The 19,759-nt window shown below is 40.7% G+C and carries 15 protein-coding genes, 2 rRNA genes and 1 riboswitch (1 of these 18 only partly in view); of the genes, 2 read left to right on the plus strand and 15 right to left on the minus strand.

The window, feature by feature from the left end:
* Positions 1–2: 2 nt before the first annotated feature.
* From purF to MHH87_RS16020, 13 genes are all read right to left on the minus strand, one after another.
* On the minus strand, positions 3–1,427 hold the full coding sequence (gene purF, locus MHH87_RS15960) for an amidophosphoribosyltransferase (protein ID WP_340750216.1): 1,425 nt from the start codon (positions 1,425–1,427) through the stop codon (positions 3–5).
* Positions 1,403–3,634, minus strand: a complete 2,232-nt coding sequence (purL, locus tag MHH87_RS15965; RefSeq protein WP_340750217.1) for a phosphoribosylformylglycinamidine synthase subunit PurL — start codon at positions 3,632–3,634, stop codon at positions 1,403–1,405. The genes purF and purL overlap by 25 nt, the downstream gene beginning before the upstream one ends.
* Positions 3,621–4,304, minus strand: coding sequence for a phosphoribosylformylglycinamidine synthase subunit PurQ (gene purQ, locus MHH87_RS15970; RefSeq protein ID WP_340750218.1), 684 nt, complete (start codon positions 4,302–4,304; stop codon positions 3,621–3,623). Before purQ ends, purL begins: the two co-directional genes overlap by 14 nt.
* A 2-nt stretch (positions 4,305–4,306) precedes the next feature.
* Positions 4,307–4,555 (minus strand): phosphoribosylformylglycinamidine synthase subunit PurS, encoded by a 249-nt coding sequence (gene purS / locus MHH87_RS15975; protein ID WP_340750219.1) that lies wholly within the window; start codon positions 4,553–4,555, stop codon positions 4,307–4,309.
* 4 nt (positions 4,556–4,559) lie between these two features.
* The gene (gene purC / locus MHH87_RS15980; protein ID WP_340750220.1) at positions 4,560–5,270 is read right to left on the minus strand and encodes a phosphoribosylaminoimidazolesuccinocarboxamide synthase; all 711 of its coding nucleotides are present in this window, start codon (positions 5,268–5,270) and stop codon (positions 4,560–4,562) included.
* A 28-nt stretch (positions 5,271–5,298) separates the two neighbouring features.
* Positions 5,299–6,594, minus strand: a complete 1,296-nt coding sequence (gene purB, locus MHH87_RS15985; protein WP_340750221.1) for an adenylosuccinate lyase — start codon at positions 6,592–6,594, stop codon at positions 5,299–5,301.
* Between the two features lie 13 nt (positions 6,595–6,607).
* Positions 6,608–7,732, minus strand: a complete 1,125-nt coding sequence (purK, locus tag MHH87_RS15990; protein ID WP_340750222.1) for a 5-(carboxyamino)imidazole ribonucleotide synthase — start codon at positions 7,730–7,732, stop codon at positions 6,608–6,610.
* Positions 7,729–8,217, minus strand: a complete 489-nt coding sequence (gene purE / locus MHH87_RS15995; protein ID WP_340750223.1) for a 5-(carboxyamino)imidazole ribonucleotide mutase — start codon at positions 8,215–8,217, stop codon at positions 7,729–7,731. The genes purK and purE overlap by 4 nt, the downstream gene beginning before the upstream one ends.
* Positions 8,218–8,410: 193 nt before the next feature.
* A riboswitch (purine riboswitch) is annotated at positions 8,411–8,510 on the minus strand.
* Between the two features lie 97 nt (positions 8,511–8,607).
* A complete protein-coding gene (locus tag MHH87_RS16000) occupies positions 8,608–8,796 on the minus strand; it encodes an NETI motif-containing protein (RefSeq protein ID WP_340750224.1) in 189 nt (62 codons plus the stop codon).
* Between the two features lie 285 nt (positions 8,797–9,081).
* The gene (locus MHH87_RS16005) at positions 9,082–9,792 is read right to left on the minus strand and encodes a LutC/YkgG family protein (RefSeq protein WP_340750225.1); all 711 of its coding nucleotides are present in this window, start codon (positions 9,790–9,792) and stop codon (positions 9,082–9,084) included.
* Positions 9,792–11,216 (minus strand): LutB/LldF family L-lactate oxidation iron-sulfur protein, encoded by a 1,425-nt coding sequence (locus MHH87_RS16010; RefSeq protein WP_340750226.1) that lies wholly within the window; start codon positions 11,214–11,216, stop codon positions 9,792–9,794. Before MHH87_RS16010 ends, MHH87_RS16005 begins: the two co-directional genes overlap by 1 nt.
* A 14-nt stretch (positions 11,217–11,230) precedes the next feature.
* Entirely contained in the window at positions 11,231–11,947 is a 717-nt protein-coding gene (locus MHH87_RS16015; RefSeq protein WP_340750227.1) for a (Fe-S)-binding protein, read from the minus strand.
* 208 nt (positions 11,948–12,155) lie between these two features.
* On the minus strand, positions 12,156–12,878 hold the full coding sequence (locus MHH87_RS16020) for a FadR/GntR family transcriptional regulator (RefSeq protein ID WP_340750228.1): 723 nt from the start codon (positions 12,876–12,878) through the stop codon (positions 12,156–12,158).
* A gap of 286 nt (positions 12,879–13,164) precedes the next feature.
* On the opposite strand from MHH87_RS16020, the gene MHH87_RS16025 reads away from it, so the two are divergent.
* Together MHH87_RS16025 and pyc are read left to right on the plus strand one after the other, a co-directional pair.
* On the plus strand, positions 13,165–14,835 hold the full coding sequence (locus tag MHH87_RS16025) for an L-lactate permease (protein WP_340750229.1): 1,671 nt from the start codon (positions 13,165–13,167) through the stop codon (positions 14,833–14,835).
* A gap of 71 nt (positions 14,836–14,906) precedes the next feature.
* Positions 14,907–18,335, plus strand: a complete 3,429-nt coding sequence (gene pyc / locus MHH87_RS16030; RefSeq protein ID WP_340750230.1) for a pyruvate carboxylase — start codon at positions 14,907–14,909, stop codon at positions 18,333–18,335.
* Positions 18,336–18,636: 301 nt separating this feature from the next.
* On the opposite strand, the gene rrf is transcribed toward pyc, so the two are convergent.
* Both rrf and MHH87_RS16040 read right to left on the minus strand, forming a co-directional pair.
* Positions 18,637–18,752 (minus strand): 5S ribosomal RNA (gene rrf, locus MHH87_RS16035).
* A 73-nt stretch (positions 18,753–18,825) separates the two neighbouring features.
* Positions 18,826–19,759, minus strand: a 23S ribosomal RNA gene (locus tag MHH87_RS16040) (it continues 1,996 nt past the right edge of the window).

Consider the following 19,759-nt stretch of genomic DNA (forward strand, 5'->3'; position numbering starts at 1 on the left):
TGTTAGCGTAACAGTTCTTTTTCATGTGGTAAGATCGTATCTGGGAAAATTTCTGTTGGGTATTTCCCTGAGAAACAAGCTATACAAAGACCACGGTTTTCATCTTCAAACGGACGTGCGATTGCTTCCACTAGGCCTTCAGCTGATAGGAATGTTAATGAATCCGCACCGATTGTATCGCGAATTTCTTCCACGCTTTGGCTTGATGCAATTAATTCTTCATGTGTTGACGTATCGATGCCGTAGAAACAAGGATCCGTCATTGGTGGAGAAGAAATCACAACATGTACTTCCGTAGCACCTGCGTCTTTTAGCATTTTTACAATACGACGTGAAGTTGTACCACGTACGATAGAATCATCTACCATAATAACGCGTTTATCTTTCACAACTTGAACGACTGGTGAGAGTTTCATTTTCACGCCGCGCTCACGAAGTTCTTGAGTTGGTTGAATAAATGTACGACCTACATAGCGGTTTTTAATTAAACCTAATTCATAAGGAATACCTGTTGCTTCTGCAAAACCAATAGCAGCCGACATACTTGAATCCGGTACACCCGTAACAACGTCCGCTTCAATATGAGCACATTCTTTTGCAAGCTGTTTTCCCATACGTTTGCGCGCCATGTGTAAGTTAATACCATCTATATCTGAATCCGGACGAGCAAGGTACACGTATTCCATTGCACACATTGCACGGTTTTCCATTGGCATAAAGCGATCAGAAGTCAATCCTTGATCATTAATAATTAATAATTCACCTGGTTCAATCTCGCGAACATACTCAGCACCGATTAAATCGAATGCACAAGTTTCAGAAGCAACTACCCAACCATCACCTAATTTACCTAGTGAAAGTGGACGTAAGCCATGTGGATCACGTGCTACAAGCATTTCTTCTTTTGTCATAACAAGTAATGAATACGCACCTTTTAAAAGGTTTAACGCTTCTTTTACTTTCGCACGGAACGGAGAAAGTTTACTTTTCTTAATTAAATGCGCTACTACTTCTGTATCTGATGTCGAGTGGAAAATGCTTCCTTGACGCTCTAAATACTGTTTTAAGTGATTCGCATTTACTAAGTTTCCGTTATGTGCGATTGAAAGACTGCCTGTTGAAGAGTGGAATAATAGTGGTTGTACATTTTCAATACCACTGCCGCCCGCTGTTGCATAACGTACGTGTGCAATCGCAGCTTTACCGTTTACCGCTTTTAATTTATCTTCATTAAATACCTCATTCACAAGCCCTTCGCCTTTTACCGCACGAAGCACTGAACCGTCTGTTACGACGATTCCAGCACCTTCTTGACCGCGATGTTGAAGAGCATGTAGCCCGTAATAACTAAGGTGTGCTGGATTTGAGTTGCCCCAAATACCAAACACCCCACATTCTTCGTTTAAGCCTCTGATTTCAGCAAGCATGGGATTGCTCCTTTCCAAGCAGAACGGAATTCCTCCACTGTACCTTCTACAAGAACGCCAGCTTCACCGTTAATTGTTACGTTTGCGTCGTTTGTTACGACACCGATTTTTTTCGCGTCCGCTACTACTTCTTCAAATGCTGCAGTGTCTGCCTCTTTTACCGTTACGATGAAACGAGATTGCGATTCAGAGAATAATGCTGTTACTGCTGAACCTTCAAGTGTTACATTCACACCTAAGCCTTGTGCCGCGAATGTTTTCTCAGCAAGTGCAACCGCTACACCGCCTTCAGAAACGTCATGCGCAGATTGAACAAGTCCAGCACGGATTGCTTGTAAAAGTGCTGCTTGGCGCGCTGCTTCAACATCTAAGTTAATTGCTGGTGCTTTCCCTGAAATGTCGCCGTTTAGAAGTTTTTGAAGCTCAGAACCCCCGAATTCAGTTGCCGTTTCACCGATTACATAAACGATGTCCCCAGCGGCTTTTACTTCTTGTGTTGTCACGTGTGCTAAATCTTGTACTAAACCAACCATACCGATTGTTGGTGTTGGGTAAACTGCTACACCTGAACGCTCATTATAAAGCGATACGTTTCCGCCGATTACTGGTGCGTTTAGTGCAGTACAAGCTGCCGCAATTCCGTCAGCAGATTTTTCGATTTGCCAGAAGATTTCTGGTTTCTCTGGGTTACCGAAGTTTAAGCAGTCCGTAATCGCAAGTGGTTGTCCACCTGAACAAACGATGTTACGCGCTGCTTCAGCAACCGCAATTTGGCCGCCTACTTCTGGATCAAGGTAAATATAGCGAGAGTTACAGTCAGTCGTCATCGCTAATCCTTTATTTGTACCGCGCACACGTACTACCGCGGCATCCGAACCTGGTGCAACTACTGTTGATGTACGAACTTGATAGTCATATTGACCATAAACCCATTCTTTGGAAGCAATAGTTGGCGCTTGTAATAGAGCAGATAATGTTTCTTTATAGTCAGCTACAGCTGGTTCCGCGTTTTCCATAGCTTGGAATTCTGCATAGTAAGCTGGTTCAGCAGATGGTTTGTAGTATACAGGTGCATCTTCTGCAAGTGCATCAGCAGGCACGTCTGCTACTACTTCACCGTTGTGGATTAAACGTAATTGTTTGTCGTCAGTTACAACACCTACTGCTACTGCATCTAAATCATATTTATCGAAAATGGCTTTAATTTCATCTTCGCGACCTTTTTTAACAACTAATAACATACGCTCTTGAGATTCAGATAACATCATTTCGTATGCTGTCATGCCTGTTTCACGTTGTGGAATTAAGTCTAAGTTCATTTCTACACCAGAACCTGCTTTAGAAGCCATTTCTGCTGAAGAAGATGTAAGACCAGCCGCCCCCATGTCTTGAATACCAACTAGTGCATCAGACTTCACAACTTCAAGACATGCTTCAAGAAGAAGTTTTTCCATGAATGGATCTCCTACTTGAACTGCTGGACGTTTGTCATCTGAATCTGCTGTTAATTCTTCAGAAGCGAATGTTGCACCGTGAATACCATCGCGGCCTGTTTTCGCTCCAACGTACATTACAGTATTCCCTACACCCGCAGCGATACCTTTTTGGATATCTTGGTGATCGATTAAACCAACACACATGGCATTTACTAATGGGTTTCCTTCATAGCAAGGGTCGAACTGAATTTCGCCCCCTACAGTTGGAATTCCGATACAGTTCCCGTAACCAGCAATCCCTGCTACAACTTCTTCGAATAAGTATTTACCGCGCGCTGATTTAAGTTCACCAAAACGAAGTGAGTTTAACATCGCGATTGGACGTGCTCCCATTGAGAAAACATCACGGATAATACCGCCAACACCAGTTGCCGCACCTTGGTAAGGCTCGATTGCTGATGGATGGTTATGTGATTCCATTTTAAATACAACGGCTTGATTATCACCGATATCCACGATCCCCGCACCTTCACCAGGACCTTGTAAAACTTGAGGACCTGATGTAGGGAATTTGCGTAGAACTGGTTTTGAGTTTTTGTATGAGCAGTGCTCAGACCACATTACTGAGAATAAACCTGTTTCTGTCCAGTTTGGAAGACGACCTAAAATACCTTCTACCATTGCGAATTCTTCGTCTGACATACCCATTCCAGCGTAAAGCTTTTCGTCTTTAATTTGCTCTGCTGTTGGCTCAAACTTAGTTGTTGACATGATTTTCCCTCCACTGCTTCACAATTGATTTAAATAATGTTAATCCATCTGCCCCACCAACAAGCGAGTCTACTGCACGCTCTGGGTGTGGCATCATTCCAAGTACGTTACCGCGCTCGTTAATAATTCCAGCGATATCCTCTAATGATCCGTTCGGGTTTTCACCTGAATATGTGAACACAATTTGGTTGTTTGCTTTTAATTTCGCTAATGTTTCCTCGTCACAGTAGTAGTTTCCTTCACCGTGTGCGATTGGAATATCGATTACTTGGCCTTGTTCATAGCCGTTAGTAAATAATGTGTTGTTATTTTCTACTTTTAACTGAACTGTGCGGCACATGAATTTTAGGTTTTTGTTACGTAATAGCGCACCTGGAAGTAACCCTGCTTCCGTTAAAATTTGGAATCCGTTACAAATACCTAGTACCGGTTTTCCTGAATCTGCTGCTTTTTTCACTTCTGTCATAATGTTTGATTGGTTCGCCATAGCGCCACAACGTAAGTAATCCCCATAAGAGAATCCACCCGGAACTAAAATGCCATCAAAAGCACTTAAATCCGTTTCAGCATGCCAGACATATTCTACTTCTTCACCTAGTTCGTCTTTAATCGCATGATACATATCGATGTCACAGTTTGACCCAGGGAATACGAGTACTGCGAATTTCATGATTAGTTAGCCTCCTCGACTTCATAACGGTAGTCTTCGATGACAACATTCGTTAACACTTTTTCACACATTTCTTTTACTAATGCATCGATGTCACGTGCGCTATCGCCGATTGTTACTTCTAAATATTTACCGATACGTAAGTCTTGTACTTCTTCGTATCCGATTTTAGTTAATGAGCCTTTTACAGCTGAACCTTGTGGATCTAAAATGCTTTCGCGTAATGTTACGTAAATTTTAACTTTTTTCATGAGTTTATTTGCCTCCAAGTTTTTTTAGAATAATTTCATATACTTCTGTTAAACTACCAAGATTGCGGCGGAATACATCTTTATCCAGCTTTCGTTTCGTTTCGGCATCCCATAGACGACAAGTGTCCGGAGAGATTTCATCAGCTAGTAAAACATTACCTTCCGCATCACGTCCAAACTCTAATTTGAAGTCCACTAAAATAATACCTACTTCTTCGAAAATTAGACGCAACACTTCATTTACAGCTAAGCCACCGTCGTATAATGCTTGTACCTCTTCAGGCGTTGCAATATCTAAAATGTCGATATGCTCTGTCGTAATAAGCGGATCGCCAAGATCATCATTTTTGTAATAGTATTCAACGATTGGGCGTTTTAGCGGCGTACCTTCTTCTAATCCAAGGTTTTTCGCTAACGATCCTGCTGCGATGTTACGTACAACAAGTTCGATTGGAATAATATCTACATTACGAACAAGCTGTTCATTATCAGATAAACGTTTAACGAAATGTGACGCAATTCCGGCTGCTTGTAATTTTTCGAAAATTAAAGTCGTAATGCGGTTATTTAAGTTCCCTTTCCCGACGATATCTTCTTTTTTTTCACCGTTAAACGCTGTTGCACTATCTTTATACTCAACGAAGAGGATATTAGCATCCTCTGTTGCGTATAAACGTTTTGCCTTCCCTTCATACAAAAGCTGACCTTTATTCATGACAGAATTCCCCCACAATTTGATTAAATTAGTTTAGTCCAAGACGTTCAAAAATCATGTCTACTTGTTGAATATGGTAGTTGTAGTCGAAGCAATTATCTAATTCTTCCGGTGATAAGTAAGCAGTGATTTTCTCGCTCGCTTCTACTAAAGGACGGAATTGTGTTTGCTCATCCCATGCGCGCGCAGTTAATGGTTGTACTGTGTCATACGCTTCCTCACGAGCTAATCCTTTGTCGATTAAAGCAAGTAAAATGCGTTGAGAGTAAATTAACCCGAATGTACGCCCCATATTACGTTTCATGTTTTCCGGGAATACTGTTAAATTTTTAAGAATGTTACCAAAGCGATTTAGCATGTAGTTCAGTGTAATCGTTGCATCTGGTATGATGACGCGTTCTGCAGATGAATGCGAAATATCACGTTCATGCCATAATGACACGTTTTCAAATGCTGTAACCATATACCCGCGCATTAAGCGAGCCATACCAGTCATATTCTCAGAGCCGATTGGATTACGTTTATGTGGCATTGCAGAAGAACCTTTTTGGCCTTTACCGAATGCTTCCTCAACTTCACGTGTCTCCGATTTTTGTAAGCCTCGTACTTCTGTTGCAAACTTCTCAATTGATGTTGCGATTAATGCAAGTGTTGAGAAGTACTGCGCGTGACGGTCACGTTGTAATGTTTGAGTAGAAATTGGTGCAGCGGCAAGTCCTAACTTCTCACAAACGTATGCTTCAACTTTTGGGTCGATATTTGCGTATGTTCCAACAGCACCACTCATTTTACCTGTTTCGATAATTTTCGCAGCTGCCTCGAAGCGCTCCAAGTTACGGCGCATTTCTTCAAGCCATAGAGCAAGCTTTAACCCGAATGTTGTCGGTTCAGCATGTACACCGTGCGTGCGGCCCATCATTACTGTGTATTTATGCTCTTTCGCTTTTTCAGTAATAATATCAATGAACATGTGTAAATCTTTACGCAAAATTTCGTTTGCCTGTTTGATTAAGTAAGAAAGCGCTGTGTCTACTACGTCCGTTGAAGTTAAGCCATAATGTACCCATTTGCGTTCTTCACCTAGTGTTTCAGAAACGGCACGTGTAAATGCAACAACATCATGACGTGTTTCTTGTTCAATTTCTAAAATACGGTTTACATCGAATGATGCGTTAGCACGAATTTTAACAACGTCCTCTTTCGGAATATCGCCGATTTCAGCCCATGCCTCACATGCTAAAATTTCAACCTCTAACCAAGCTTGATAACGATTTTCTTCTGTCCAAATTGCACCCATTTCAGGGCGTGTATAACGTTCGATCATATAATTTCTCCTTCTACTCTGACCAGATGCCAGAATCCTCGACTTGTTGAAGTGCTTCAGTTAAATCATCAGTCATAATAGTTATATGACCCATTTTACGATTAACTTTGGCTTCAGCTTTCCCATAAAGGTGTATAGACCAATCAGGATATTTTGAAATTGAATTGGTTAATGGAACTACATGTTGTCCGAGCACATTCACCATAATTGATGGTGCCCAAAGTCTAGGCTTGCGTAATGGCCAGCCACACACAGCACGGATATGTTGTGTGAATTGTGAAATGTTGCAAGCTTCGATTGAATAATGACCAGAATTATGTGGTCTAGGTGCGCACTCGTTGATGATTATTCCGCCATCTTCTAGGACGAACATTTCTACAGCTAATGTACCAATAAGCTCAAGGTGGTCGGCAATTTTTGCTGCTGCTTCTTCTGCCTTCTTTTCCGTATCTTCAGTAATACGTGCCGGCACAATTGTTTCATGTAAAATGTGATTCACATGAATATTTTCGCCGACTGGTAAGCAGCATGTTTCTCCTTGTCCATTACGTTGAACAATAACTGAAATTTCTTTAGTAAAAGATACGAAACCTTCTGCAATGCATTGCGAATGTTCGAATAATTCTTCCGCTAAAGGTAGGTCTTCGTTGGATTTTAATAACTGTTGCCCTTTACCGTCATAACCACCACGTACCGTTTTTACAATACATGGGAATCCAATTTGATGGATACTAGCAACCAGTTCTCCATATGTATCTGCAACAACATATGGCGCTACTGGACAACCTGCTTCAACAATTGCAGCCTTTTCCGTCACACGATTTTGTGTAATACGTACTAACTCAGCTCCTTGAGGAACGTAAGCAATTTCCGTTAGTCGTTTTAACCCTGCATAATCAATGTTCTCAAATTCATATGTGATCACATCACTTACTTCAGCTAATTCCTCTAATGCCCCTTCATCATCATAAGGTGCAACTATTCGAATATCTGCAACTTGTCCACAAGGTGAATCCATTGTTGGCTCTAACACCGCAACTTTATAACCCGCTTCCTTTGCTGCAACGGCCATCATACGACCAAGCTGTCCCCCACCAATAATACCAATTGTTTGCCCTGGATAAATCATCTTCGTCACACTAGGTCACCTGAGCTTTCTAGTACTTGTTGCTTCGTAGCCTCTCGACGAGCATCAAGCTTATTTGCTAGATCCACGTCTGTTGTCGATAAAATTTGTGCGGCAAGTAAACCTGCGTTTGTCGCACCTGCTTTACCAATCGCTACTGTTGCAACTGGAACACCACCAGGCATTTGAACGATTGATAATAATGAATCCAATCCGTTTAACGCTCTTGATTGCACGGGAACACCAATGACAGGTAAAGTTGTTTTTGCCGCAACCATTCCTGGCAAGTGAGCTGCTCCTCCAGCACCTGCAATAATTACTTGAATGCCACGACGGCGTGCTGCTTCCGCATATTCAAACATTAAGTCCGGTGTGCGGTGTGCAGATACCACTTGCTTCTCATACGGTACATTTAATTCGTCTAAAATATCACATGCATGTTTCATTGTTTCCCAGTCACTAGAACTGCCCATAATAACGCCGATTTTTGGATTCATGAGTTTCGCTCCCTTGTATAAAAAGATAAACGGGTATTTATCTCGCTTCTTCTTAAAATAGTAGATGTCTGCTGAACAATGTAAAAAAAGTCCCCAAATAATCTACTCTCTACGCGTTAGAAAGCAGACTACTTGAGGACCAAATTAAAAGAATATGCAGACAAATCATCTGAAGACACACCCTTTACAAATTCCCAAAGTTGCTTTCCCGCATAGTCCGGTGTTTACGGTACCGGGTAGAGACACTAGAGCCATATTATCTAGCATATATGAGGGGTTTAATGTTTTTCCTTTTCACATTTTAACAAGTGTTGAACAGAAAAGCAATGCAAAAATGCGAACGATAAATTTTCATAAAAAGATAATGTTCGGTTTTTCGTCTTATTTATTTTATTCTCCTATTAAAATACCTTTAAATTTTATTTTTTGACGTAAATAGGTCGGTTCACCATCAACAATGTGGAACACAGGCTCTTCCTTGCGCCCAAACGGCATATACCCATCTTTGTTCATTCTATCCAAACATTGCTCAATTGTTTCGTTTTCTTCTACTTCATACCAAACTTGCTTTTTTGACAACTGGATACATCCTTCCGATTTAGATAAGTTGTTACTACTATAACACGCAGGTACCGAACTTTCTCTTACCATACAAAAACGACAAAAATTTTTCAAAACAAACAACAGTTACGTGAATTAATCATAAAATCCGGATATTTCTATTTAATGGAAGAAACTTTTTCGTTGGAGTGACGATTCGATACTCGGCACTCGTCAGCGAAGGCATCTTTTTATAGCATAAATCAACAATCTAGTTTAACCGAAGCAAAAAAAAAGAACCCGCAAAGCGAGCTCCTATTTAAATTATTGATCTTCAATTAGGATATAAGTTGCTTTTACCGGACCATGTACACCGACGATTAAAACCATTTCGATATCAGCCGAATTACTTGGACCTGTCATAAAGAGAATGCAAGAAGGTATTTGCTCACCCTTTTGAATGTTTTCGTGAATATGGCGAGCCGCTTGCGTCATACGCGGTACGAGTGTGCTTTTTGGGATCAAGACAATCGATTTTTCCGGTAAGAAATTGATTGTGCGCCCACGATTTTTATCACTATATAACATCGCCGTCGCAGATTCTGCCAATGTCATTTCACTAATTGTAATACCAATATTCGCTTTTTCAGCATATCGAATATTTTCTTCGGGATTTTTTTCATCCCATTCATAAAAGGCAATGTCATTTTTTGGCCATTGCTCCGTCATTAATGGTAATAGACCAAATTTTTCGAATCGGTCGTCCTTCCATGTAATGACTGATTTCCCACCACATTCATCAACCACCTGCTGTAATGTAGTTGCTAGTTGTTCAGTTGTTGTTGAAACAAAGCTTGTGTGGATATTTTGACATTGCTTTTTTAACACTTCTACTAATTCATCGGGTGTCGCATCTTTTAGTACTTCATGCTGAGGTTGAAATTTCCATACAGGACGTTCAACCTGTTTACGTACTGGACGCCCGAGATTATCTGCAATATTATTTAGAAAGTTTTCACGATTATAAATAGTCATTATTGATCTCCTTTCTGACGCTTTTTCAGCCAGTTACGGAAACTCTCTTTGTTCGGTGCGGGGAAATCACGTTCCTCCGTCCACGCCTTTAATGGACCTGGACCATTTGTAATTTTATCGTCCTTTACAAACGGTGACATGAGAGGTGATGCTACTTTTGTCGCCACATTAAATAGGGGTGAAGTTGATGCACCATAACCAAATGCCTTCATCATCAATCTTTCAGAAATAGGTGCTTTGCCTTCGATTTCTACAATTTTTTGACGGTGCTTATGCAGCAATTCATGCAGTGGAATCTTAACTGGGCAGGCATCTGTACATGCACCACAAAGCGTTGATGCATATGGTAGTTCTTTGAAGTCATCATACCCACCTAATAATGGCGTTAACACTGCACCGATTGGGCCGGAATAAATCGAACCGTACGAATGACCACCAACATGGCGATAAACAGGACAAGCATTGACACAAGCTGCACAACGGATACATTGCAGGACAGATTGGAATTCTGTACCTAAAATTTTCGAACGCCCATTATCGACAATAACTAAATGGAACTCTTCTGGACCATCTGTATCGCCTTCGTCTTTAACACCTGTTAATGTTGTAATATAACTAGTCAGCTTTTGTCCGACTGCGCTACGAGTTAATAAGCCTACCAGTACTTCCATCTCTTCGAATGTAGGTACAATACGCTCCATACCCATTACGGTAATTTGCGTTTTTGGTAGTGCAGTTACTAAATCTGCGTTACCTTCATTAGTTACGAGGGTAATGGAACCACTTTCTGCAATGGCAAAGTTACACCCTGTGATACCGATATCGGCCGTTAAATATTCTTGGCGTAGCTTCTCACGTACAAAGAGTGCCATTTCTTCCGGTTGTTCGGTTTTATCGTAGCCGATTTTATCCTTGAAAATATCGCGGATTTGGTGACGATTTTTATGAAGTGGGGGCACGATAATATGAGATGGTGGCTCGTGATCATTTAATTGCAAAATATATTCACCTAAATCAGTTTCAATAACTTCACAGCCAGCTTCTTCTAATACAGCATTTAAATTGATTTCTTCTGTTACCATAGATTTCGCTTTCACAATTTTTTTTGCTGCTTTTTCAATGGCTACATTTTTTATATATTCCGATGCATCTTCCGCTGTTTGTGCAAAAAAAACATGCCCACCACGTTTCACGATGTTTTCGCTTAGTTCAAAAAGATACGCATCTAAATTTTCAAGTACGTGCTGGCGAATTTCCTCCCCGTGCGAGCGCCATTCTTCCCAATTACCCATTTCGTCAACTTGTGCTTGACGTCGCGTTTGAAAACGTTCTTGTGCACTTGAGACTGCACCGCGCATAAAGCTGTCATTTAAGTTTTCCGAGACACGGTTTTTAAATTGATCATCACTTGTTTTCATTGCCATAAAAAATCCCCCCTCTACCTGCTATTTAGTACTTCTGCAATATGCATGACTTTTATTGACTTATCTTTACGACCAATTCGACCACCAATATTAATTAGGCAACCTGCATCTGCCCCGATTAGAATATCTGCTTCTGTTTCTTCCACATTACATACTTTTTCGTCAACCATTTGACCTGAAATATTGCCCATTTTTACAGAGAATGTTCCGCCAAATCCACAACAACGTTCCTTCCCTGGAAGTTCGACATACTCCAGACCTTTTACATTTTTCAGTAATATCATCGGCGCTTCTTTAACGCCGAGTAAACGTGTCATATGGCATGACGTATGGTAAGTTGCTTTGCCGTCAAGACGAGCACCAACATCTTCTACCTTTAATACGTCAACAATAAATTCTGTTAGCTCATATGTTTTATCTGCTAAGCTTTGTGCTCTTGTTTCCCAAACATTATCGCCTTTAAAAATATGTGGGTATTCTTTAAACATATAGGCACATGATCCCGACGGTGTTACAACATATTCCGCTTTTTCAAATGCAGTAATCATATTTTTCATCGTACTTTTTGATTCTTCTACATATCCACTATTGTAAGATGGTTGCCCACAGCAAACTTGGCTTGTTGGGAAGTCGATTTCACAACCAAGTCTTTCTAGTAGTTCTACAGTCGCTTTCCCGACATTTCCTTGGAACATGTCAACAAGACAAGTAGCAAATAATGTGACTTTCATAGTTCTCCCCCTCAGTAGTTAGCATACATAAATTCAACTGGTCATCTGATGACTTGATGTTAACATAATGTGTAAAATCATACTATACTTTTTTTCTGATTTTAATGGTTTTCCGTGAATATTTAAATAATTTCGACCTGGTGCTTTATAGATAAAAAAAGCGTATATCACAGTCAATTAAGACCGTATGTATACGCGGGAATACTAATCAAGTTATTGTTTTACCTAAATATTGCATAAGGATCTTTTCGACATTGCTTAAATGGGACGACATCGCCATTTCTGCGAGTTCTGGATTTTTTTGTTTAATGGCCAAGAAAATCTGCATATGTTCATCGTATAGTTGTTCACTTGTTGTTTTTTTTGAAAATAGCCAGATTCTACGGGTTTCACGCATCGTTTCAATCATCAGTACAGACACTTGGTCGAGTAAATTAGCTAACAGTGGATTTTGAGAAGCAGTCGCAATGGCCGTATGAAAATCAAAATCGACTTTTTCACCAAGCTCACCATTGCCTTGTACGCGCTTCATCTCTTCTAGAATACGCTCTAACTGTTCGATATCTTCTTGCGTTCGCTTTTTTGCAGCACTTGCAGCAATACCCACTTCGATAATTTTTCGTAGTTCGAGTAAATTGGGCACGGTTTGTCTGTTTGATAGGATAGAGGTAGAGAGCGGGAAATCAAGCTGGTGCTCTGAAAATTCTTTTACGAATGTGCCAGAACCTTGTTTGATTTCAATTAAGCCCATTGCCTTTAATGCCGACATTGCTTCCCTAACAGCAGAGCGACTGACTTGTAATTGCTCTGCTAAATGTTCGACTGAATCGATTCTATCACCTGGTTTTAATTCGTTACTACGTATTTTATTATGCAGTATTTCGCATACTTCTTCGTACTTTTTCTTTGTTTGGACTTGTTGGAATTTCAAAACGTACAACTCCTTTATTTATCGATAAGAAAGGACATCATCTCTCCTTATATTGGGCGAGATGTGTCTTTCTAATAAAAATACTCATGATTTTAAACTAATTATACATCAAGATTTTAAAAAAGCCTGTACATACATTTATTTTTACCATATTCCCTTTGAATAGAAAAAATATATTGAATTATAAGAATTCATTACCTATAATCAAATTCATAAAGTCATCTGATGACCTAACCTTCAGATGACTTTTAAGCTAGGTAGGAAATAAAACATGGGGGGTAAGAAAATGTCGTTCACTCAAAATTTTACAGCGGTTGCTGACAGTCTTGGTTGGTCGGCACTAGTTGCAACAATTCCGATTATTTACTTTTTTTGGGCATTAGCTATTAAGAAAATGAAAGGATACATAGCGGGTCTTACAACATTAATTCTCGCATTAATTGTAGCAACTATTGCATTTCAAGTACCAGTAGCAACAGCATTAGCATCTGCTTCACAAGGGGCTGTATACGGATTAGTTCCAATTGGTTGGATTATCATTACATCTGTTTTCCTTTATAATCTGACAGTCAAAACAGGCCATTTCAATATTATTCGTTCTTCTGTATTGTCCATTACAGAAGATAGACGTATTCAAGCATTATTGATAGCGTTTTCATTCGGTGCATTTTTAGAAGGTGCCGCTGGATTTGGAGCGCCGGTTGCAATTTCTGCAGCGTTATTAGTAGGTTTAGGTTTTAAACCACTACAAGCAGCTGGTCTTTGTTTAATCGCCAATACAGCACCTGTAGCATTCGGTGCGATTGGTGTACCGATAACTGTAATGGAAGGAATTACAGGCATTCCAGCGTTAGAAATTTCTAAAATGGTTGGTCGTCAGTTACCGATTTTAGCAGTATTTATTCCATTCATGCTTGTATTCATCATGGTTGGTTATAAAAAAACAGCGGAAGTATTACCAGCGATATTAATTTCAGGTATTTCTTTTGCGATTACACAGTTTTTAAGTTCTAACTTCTTAGGACCTGAATTACCAGACGTATTATCATCATTAGTATCATTATTCGCCTTAGCAATTTTCATGCGTTTCTGGAAACCAAAACAAATTTACCGTTTTGAAAATGAAAAAAATGATTTAGCCTCACAAAAAGAACATTATTCAGCAACGGAAATTATTACGGCTTGGTCACCATTTATCGTCTTAACGGTATTCATCTCTGCATGGGGCATTCCAACGATTAAAAAAGCCCTTGTTGGTACGTATGAAGGAGACAATGCCCTACTAAATAGCTTAAATACTATCGGTCATGCGTTAACTTTTAAACCGGAAGTACCATTTTTACATAATGTCGTGATCGACGGTGCGACAGGACTAGAAATTGCGGCAGTATATAAACTAGAGCTACTTGGTGCAGCCGGTACAGCAATATTATTTGCAACAATTGTTTCAAAATTCGTTTTAGGTATTTCGTGGAGTGATTGGTGCAAAACATTCTTTGAAACAGTCAATGAGATTAAGTACCCCCTTCTAACAATTTGTTGTGTAGTTGGTTACGCGTATGTAGCCAACACAGCAGGTATGATGGCTACACTTGGTTTAATACTTGCTAAAACAGGAGCATTATTCCCATTCTTCTCACCAATCCTTGGTTGGTTAGGGGTTGTTGTAACCGGATCAGATACATCGTCAAATGTATTGTTCGCGAAATTACAACAAGTCACGGCAGAATCTGTTGGTATGGACCCAGTATTAGCCTTAGCAGCAAATACTGGTGGTGGTGTAACAGGTAAAATGATTTCACCTCAAACACTTGCCGTAGCTGCTGCTGCTGTAGGACTAGCTGGTAAAGAATCCGAGTTATTAAAATTCGCATTCAAATATAGTATCGTTTTATTATTCGCGATTTGTATTTTAACGTACTTACAAAGTACCGTTTTAACATGGATGATTCCATAAAATATAAAAAAATGAAGCAGTATGATCTAGGTATCATACTGCTCATTATTTTAAAAGTGAGGGACAACAATATGAAACAAACTCAAAAGATTTTAGTAGCCAATCGTGGCGAAATTGCGATTCGTATTTTCCGTGCTTGTACAGAATTAAAATTACAAACAGTAGCAATATATTCCCATGAAGATAATGGGGCCTTTCACCGTTTTAAAGCTGATGAAGCCTATTTAGTCGGTGCAGGCAAAAAACCGATTGATGCATACTTAGATATTGAAGGGATTTTAGCGATTGCCAAAGAAGCTAATGTAGATGCGATTCACCCTGGATACGGTTTCTTGTCCGAAAATGTAGAGTTTGCACGACGTTGTGAAGAAGAAGGGATTACTTTCATTGGGCCAACATCGAAGCATCTCGATATGTTCGGGGATAAAGTCAAGGCACGTGCACAAGCGATTTCAGCAGGTATTCCAGTAATTCCTGGTACTGATGGTCCGGTTGCCAATTTAGCAGAGGTAGAGAACTTTGCTGATACATATGGATATCCAGTGATGATCAAAGCGGCACTTGGTGGCGGTGGTCGAGGGATGCGTTTAGTAGAACGCGTAGAAGACTTAGCCTCTGCTTATGAACGTGCTAAATCTGAAGCAAAAGCAGCGTTCGGTTCTGATGAGGTTTATGTAGAAAAAGCGATTATTAAGCCAAAGCATATTGAAGTGCAAATATTAGGTGACGTACATGGTAATATTGTGCATCTATATGAACGTGATTGTTCTATTCAACGCCGTCATCAAAAAGTAGTTGAAATTGCGCCGTCAAATTCGATTTCAGCAGATTTACGTAACCGGATTTGTGATGCAGCTGTAAAACTAACAAAAAATGTAAACTACGTAAATGCGGGAACAGTGGAATTTTTAGTCACTGGCAATGAATTTTTCTTTATCGAAGTTAATCCCCGTATTCAAGTGGAACATACGATTACAGAAATGGTCACTGGAATTGATATTGTGCATACACAAATTAAAATTGCACAAGGGCACGCGTTGCATGATACAGAAATAGCCATGCCACAGCAAGTAGATATCCCGCTATTTGGTTATGCGATTCAGTCACGTATTACAACTGAAGATCCAAAAAATAATTTCATGCCAGATACCGGTAAGTTAATGGTATACCGTTCAAGTGGCGGCTTCGGTGTCCGTCTCGATGCAGGTAATGGTTTTCAAGGTGCAGTCGTAACACCCCACTATGACTCATTGCTCGTTAAATTATCGACATGGGGTATGACATTTGAGGAAGCCGCTCAAAAAATGGACCGTAACTTACGTGAATTCCGTATTCGTGGTGTCAAAACGAATATTCCATTTTTAGAAAACGTCGTACTGCACGAAAATTTTATTAGTGGTCAATTTGATACAAGCTTTATCGATACAACACCTGAACTCTTTATGTTCCCAGAACGTAAAGACCGTGGAACAAAGCTACTTAGCTATATCGGCAATGTCACACTAAATGGCTTCCCAGGTGTAGAGAAGCGTACAAAGCCAATTTTTGTGCAACCGAATATACCAATCTTTGAGGCAGCCCCATTATCGGGCACAAAACAAATTTTAGATACACTAGGTGCAGACGGATTAGTGAAGTGGGTGAAGGCGCAGCAGGATGTCCTGCTAACGGATACAACATTCCGAGATGCTCACCAATCGCTTCTTGCAACACGTATCCGTTCGAAAAATATGGTTGAAATTGCCGATGCTACAAGTCAGATGATGAATGATTACTTCTCACTTGAAATGTGGGGTGGTGCTACATTTGATGTCGCCTATCGTTTCTTAAAAGAAGATCCATGGAAACGACTAGAGCAACTACGTAAGCAAGTACCGAATGTATTGTTCCAAATGCTACTACGCGGTGCCAATGCGGTCGGTTATACAAACTATCCGGATAATTTAATCCGTGAATTCATCAAAGAATCGGCATCGTCAGGTATTGATGTATTCCGTATTTTTGACTCTCTAAACTGGATTAAAGGCATGGAAGTGGCAATTGATGAAGTACGCAACAGCGGTAAAATCGCAGAAGCGGCCATTTGCTATACTGGCGATATTTTAGACCATCGTCGCGCGAAATATACAGTACAGTACTATAAAGAAATGGCGAAAGAGCTTGAAAAAACAGGCGCACATATTTTAGCCATTAAAGATATGGCCGGTCTGTTAAAACCAGAAGCAGCCTATCGTTTAATTTCGGAATTAAAAGAAGTATCGGATTTACCAATTCACTTGCACACACATGACACGAGCGGTAATGGCATTTATGTGTATGCAAAGGCAATTGAAGCGGGTGTAGATATTATCGATACAGCACTTGGCTCTTTAGCTGGGTTAACATCGCAGCCAAGTGCCAATTCCCTTTATTATGCAGTGAAGGGCAATGAGCGCAATGTCCGTGCAGATATCGAATCACTTGAAAAACTATCTTATTACTGGGGCGATGTGCGTAAATATTATGTGGACTTTGAAAGCGGCATGAATGCACCACATTCTGAAGTGTATGTACATGAGATGCCAGGTGGTCAGTATAGTAACTTACAGCAGCAAGCAAAAGCAGTAGGTCTAGGTGATCGCTGGGATGAAGTAAAGACAATGTATTCACGTGTGAATTTATTATTTGGCGATATTGTCAAAGTAACACCCTCCTCAAAAGTAGTAGGCGATATGGCATTATTCATGGTGCAAAATGATTTAGATGAAGGAAACATTGGTGAACGAGGATTAGCACTCGATTTCCCCGATTCAGTCATTGAATTCTTCCAAGGGTATTTAGGACAACCACATGGTGGCTTCCCTGAAAAACTGCAAAAGGTCATTTTAAAGAATCGTGAAGCAATTACAGTTCATCCAGGTGAACTACTAGCACCGGTTGATTTTGAAAAATTGACAACAGAGCTTGCAGAAAAAATCGGTCGCACTCCTTCACACCAAGACGTATTAGCCTATGCATTGTATCCAAAAGTATTTGAAGAATATTCAAAAATGAATGCGCAGTTTGGTGATATTTCGGTATTAGATACACCAACATTCCTATATGGTCTAAGACTTGGTGAAGAAATCGAAGTAGAAATCGAAAAAGGGAAGACATTGATTATTAAGTTAGTATCAATCGGTGAGCCACAGCACGATGGTACGCGTGTCATGTACTTCGAAATCAACGGTCAGTCTCGTGAGTTAGTGATACAAGATTTGACCGTAGAGGTGGATGGCAACCAAGCACCAAAAGCCAATCCAGCAAATCCAAATCAAATCGGTGCGACAATGCCGGGCACGGTGCTGCAAGTTGTAATATCAAAAGGCAGTAAGGTGAAACGCGGCTATCATTTAATGATTACTGAAGCGATGAAAATGGAAACAACGGTCCAAGCACCAAAAGATGGTATTGTAAAAGAGGTCTATGTATTGACAGGAAATGCAATTTCTACTGGTGATTTGTTAGTTGAATTAGAATAGAAGAAAACCCTATCCGCTAGTATTTTCGGATAGGGTTATTTTTTTAGTATATAATCTCTTCCTATTTGAAACGAGATACGTCTTTTTAGTCAAACTTATTAATTTATCTTTCGGAAGTGAAAACTACACCTATGCCCTTCGACAGAAATAACTTTTCGTTGAAACGCACATTCATTTAGCCATACTTCCTAGCCTTGTATACAATTGATGTTTTATCACAACAGTGTCATTAAAGTTTAATCAAATGAAATAACCATAATTAAAAAACCCCAAGGAACTAAATCCTTGGGGTTTCTGTTCCGCGAAGCGACGTCCTACTCTCACAGGGGGAAGCCCCCAACTACCATCGGCGCTAAAGAGCTTAACTTCCGTGTTCGGTATGGGAACGGGTGTGACCTCTTTGCCATCATCACTTCACTTATTTAGTTGAAAGCTTATTCTTTCAAAACTGGATAAACGGTTCATTGAATGCAATTCATAATGTAATAATGTGGTTAAGTCCTCGATCGATTAGTATTCGTCAGCTCCATGTGTCGCCACACTTCCACCTCGAACCTATCTACCTCATCGTCTTTGAGGGATCTTACTTACTTGCGTAATGGGAAATCTCATCTTGAGGGGGGCTTCATGCTTAGATGCTTTCAGCACTTATCCCGTCCATACATAGCTACCCAGCGATGCCTTTGGCAAGACAACTGGTACACCAGCGGTATGTCCATCCCGGTCCTCTCGTACTAAGGACAGCTCCTCTCAAATTTCCTACGCCCACGACGGATAGGGACCGAACTGTCTCACGACGTTCTGAACCCAGCTCGCGTACCGCTTTAATGGGCGAACAGCCCAACCCTTGGGACCGACTACAGCCCCAGGATGCGATGAGCCGACATCGAGGTGCCAAACCTCCCCGTCGATGTGGACTCTTGGGGGAGATAAGCCTGTTATCCCCGGGGTAGCTTTTATCCGTTGAGCGATGGCCCTTCCATGCGGAACCACCGGATCACTAAGCCCGTCTTTCGACCCTGCTCGACTTGTAGGTCTCGCAGTCAAGCTCCCTTATGCCTTTACACTCTACGAATGATTTCCAACCATTCTGAGGGAACCTTTGGGCGCCTCCGTTACTCTTTAGGAGGCGACCGCCCCAGTCAAACTGTCCGCCTGACACTGTCTCCTACCCCGCTAAGGGGCATGGGTTAGAAGTTCAATACAACCAGGGTAGTATCCCACCGACGCCTCCTCCGAAGCTGGCGCTCCGGGATCTCTGGCTCCTACCTATCCTGTACAAGTTGTACCAAAATTCAATATCAGGCTACAGTAAAGCTCCACGGGGTCTTTCCGTCCTGTCGCGGGTAACCTGCATCTTCACAGGTACTATAATTTCACCGAGTCTCTCGTTGAGACAGTGCCCAGATCGTTACGCCTTTCGT

The sequence above is a fragment of the Solibacillus sp. FSL H8-0538 genome, assembly GCF_038003525.1.
In the GTDB taxonomy this organism is placed as follows: Bacteria; Bacillota; Bacilli; order Bacillales_A; family Planococcaceae; genus JBBOPI01.

What these genes read in the sequence shown, in the direction of transcription:
- purE (WP_340750223.1), bottom strand. Translation starts at nt 8,217, where the DNA reads ATGAATCCAAAAATCGGCGTTATTATGGGCAGTTCTAGTGACTGGGAA.
- pyc (WP_340750230.1), top strand. Translation starts at nt 14,907, where the DNA reads ATGAAACAAACTCAAAAGATTTTAGTAGCCAATCGTGGCGAAATTGCG.
- MHH87_RS16025 (WP_340750229.1), top strand. Translation starts at nt 13,165, where the DNA reads ATGTCGTTCACTCAAAATTTTACAGCGGTTGCTGACAGTCTTGGTTGG.
- MHH87_RS16010 (WP_340750226.1), bottom strand. Translation starts at nt 11,216, where the DNA reads ATGGCAATGAAAACAAGTGATGATCAATTTAAAAACCGTGTCTCGGAA.
- purS (WP_340750219.1), bottom strand. Translation starts at nt 4,555, where the DNA reads ATGAAAAAAGTTAAAATTTACGTAACATTACGCGAAAGCATTTTAGAT.
- purF (WP_340750216.1), bottom strand. Translation starts at nt 1,427, where the DNA reads ATGCTTGCTGAAATCAGAGGCTTAAACGAAGAATGTGGGGTGTTTGGT.
- MHH87_RS16015 (WP_340750227.1), bottom strand. Translation starts at nt 11,947, where the DNA reads ATGAAAGTCACATTATTTGCTACTTGTCTTGTTGACATGTTCCAAGGA.
- MHH87_RS16005 (WP_340750225.1), bottom strand. Translation starts at nt 9,792, where the DNA reads ATGACTATTTATAATCGTGAAAACTTTCTAAATAATATTGCAGATAAT.
- purQ (WP_340750218.1), bottom strand. Translation starts at nt 4,304, where the DNA reads ATGAAATTCGCAGTACTCGTATTCCCTGGGTCAAACTGTGACATCGAT.
- purC (WP_340750220.1), bottom strand. Translation starts at nt 5,270, where the DNA reads ATGAATAAAGGTCAGCTTTTGTATGAAGGGAAGGCAAAACGTTTATAC.
- purL (WP_340750217.1), bottom strand. Translation starts at nt 3,634, where the DNA reads ATGTCAACAACTAAGTTTGAGCCAACAGCAGAGCAAATTAAAGACGAA.
- purB (WP_340750221.1), bottom strand. Translation starts at nt 6,594, where the DNA reads ATGATCGAACGTTATACACGCCCTGAAATGGGTGCAATTTGGACAGAA.